We start from the raw sequence: 1,785 nt of genomic DNA, 5'->3' as shown, positions 1-1,785 counted from the left end.
TGGGCTCTTCCCAGCTTTTGGTGATGCTTAATGCCGTTCCTCTGGGTTTGTTCTACACCGCCATGATGAATCGCTTGGCGAGGAGATCCAAGCCAGCTCGACCATACATTTGGCGTTTCAGCATTTTGAGTCGATTGTTCAGCCCCTCAACAGGTCCATTGCTAACGGCTGTGGTCAAACTGGCTTTGACCGCCTCATAATCGTCAAACAACCCGTTGGCGAAGGACTGAAAGGGTTTGAAAGCACTGGATATCGCTTGTTTTAGCCAGTCATCCAGACCCTCAGCTTGGGGCTTGCGGAGTAAGCCTAAAAACTCATCGGCGAGGGTAGCCACCTTGGCCAAGTCTGGATGCTGGGCCAGGCGTTGCAAGAGTTCTGTATCTTCAGCGGCTCGATTTTTGGGCTGCAGCACCATCAAATAGGCCATCCGTCGGGGAGTGAGTGGAGGGCGTTGGGGGTCAATCACCTGAGGCAACGGCGAAACCGGTTTGATTCGGACTGGGGGTAGACCCTGGGCTGCTCGGAGACCTTTGATGTAACGCTGCAGGGTTCGTTCACTGCCGGTAAACCCTTGCACTTGCAAGAAGACCATCAGGTCATGAGGTTGCCGAATTCCATCATTCCACCATTCCAGAACCTGAGGCTTGTACGGGTCGAGGATGCCCTGACCAAAGGTGCTCCGTCGAGGTGGGGAGTCTGGGAAATCTGGTTGACAGAGATACCGTTGGACGGTGCGGGGGCTCAACCCAACGGCTTGGGCAATCGCGACCTGTGACCAGCTTTGCGCATGGAGCGCTTTTATCGTTTTCTGATGCTCAATCCGCTGTTGATGGGCATCCTGGGTCTGTTGTGCCGCCTTCACCGTTGCTGTCGGTTGAGGCGTAGCCACAACGGTGTTGGGACAGCGATGGGCAACCGTCTGGTGCTGGGCTTGCTCCATCGCTTTGAGGTCAGTGGCATAGCCCTTTAACGTACTTTCTAACGTTTCACTCAAGTTCTGAACCAGGTGAAATCGGTCGGCGACCTGAATCGCCTGGGGAGCCCCCTCCGTCATCGCCCGTTTGTAGGTTTTGGAACGGTCTCGCGACAAGATTTCGATGCCAGGATGTGCCCGGAGCCAATCGGCCAAGGTTGCCGCCTGACGATCGGGCAGCAGCGCGATGGGAGCATGGTGGTCTAAATCCACCAGGATGGTGCCATAGGTATGACCTTTGCGGAAGGCAAAATCGTCAACCCCGAGCACCTTGGGCACTTCAAACTCAGGTAAGGGAAGCTGTTGCAGTTGATTCAACACCGTACTGCCACAACCAACATAGTCGAGCTGAGCCCCCAAACGAGCCCCGGCAGCTCCGCCTAAGGCCAGGCCAATCTTTTGCATCCGATGCACCAGTCGGACCGTTTTTCTGGCCCAGGGAGCCGCAACCCCCGGAAAGCGTTCCGTAAAAATGCGGCGCTCGCACTCTCGATTGACACAGAAAAACTTACTGACGTGAATGAGCAACGTCAGATGGACGTCGACACAGGGAAGGTCGACCAGTGTTCGGTTGTAGTGGCTGTGCATCCGCTCCGTCAACCATCCACATAATGGGCATTGGACTGTGGTTTGGATGGAGGAGGCATGAAGGGTGAGGTGCTTAGCCTCGCGATCTAATTCATACTGATCTAAACGGAGCACACTCGCACTGGGCAGGAGAAACTGAAGTGATTCCATGGGTAGAGCACCTCAAGGGAGCTACCTTTTTATTCTCTCAAAATTTTGAGTGTCACCAAAAGTTGGGAAGAGCC

General features: G+C 54.7%; 1 protein-coding gene. It reads right to left on the bottom strand.

What is annotated here, in order from left to right; genetic code table 11:
- Nucleotides 1-52: 52 nt before the first annotated feature.
- Nucleotides 53-1,711 carry an ISL3 family transposase gene (locus JUJ53_RS13820; RefSeq protein WP_204152625.1) on the bottom strand — a complete coding sequence of 553 codons (1,659 nt, stop codon included), beginning with the start codon at nucleotides 1,709-1,711 and terminating at the stop codon, nucleotides 53-55.
- Nucleotides 1,712-1,785: the final 74 nt, after the last annotated feature.

Origin of the sequence: Leptolyngbya sp. CCY15150 (assembly GCF_016888135.1) — a bacterium.
Lineage (GTDB): Bacteria > Cyanobacteriota > Cyanobacteriia > RECH01 > RECH01 > RECH01.
Note: the sequence above shows the minus strand (reverse complement) of the source record. Positions and strands in the feature narration are given on the sequence as shown.

What these genes read in the sequence shown, in the direction of transcription:
- JUJ53_RS13820 (WP_204152625.1), bottom strand. Translation starts at nt 1,711, where the DNA reads ATGGAATCACTTCAGTTTCTCCTGCCCAGTGCGAGTGTGCTCCGTTTA.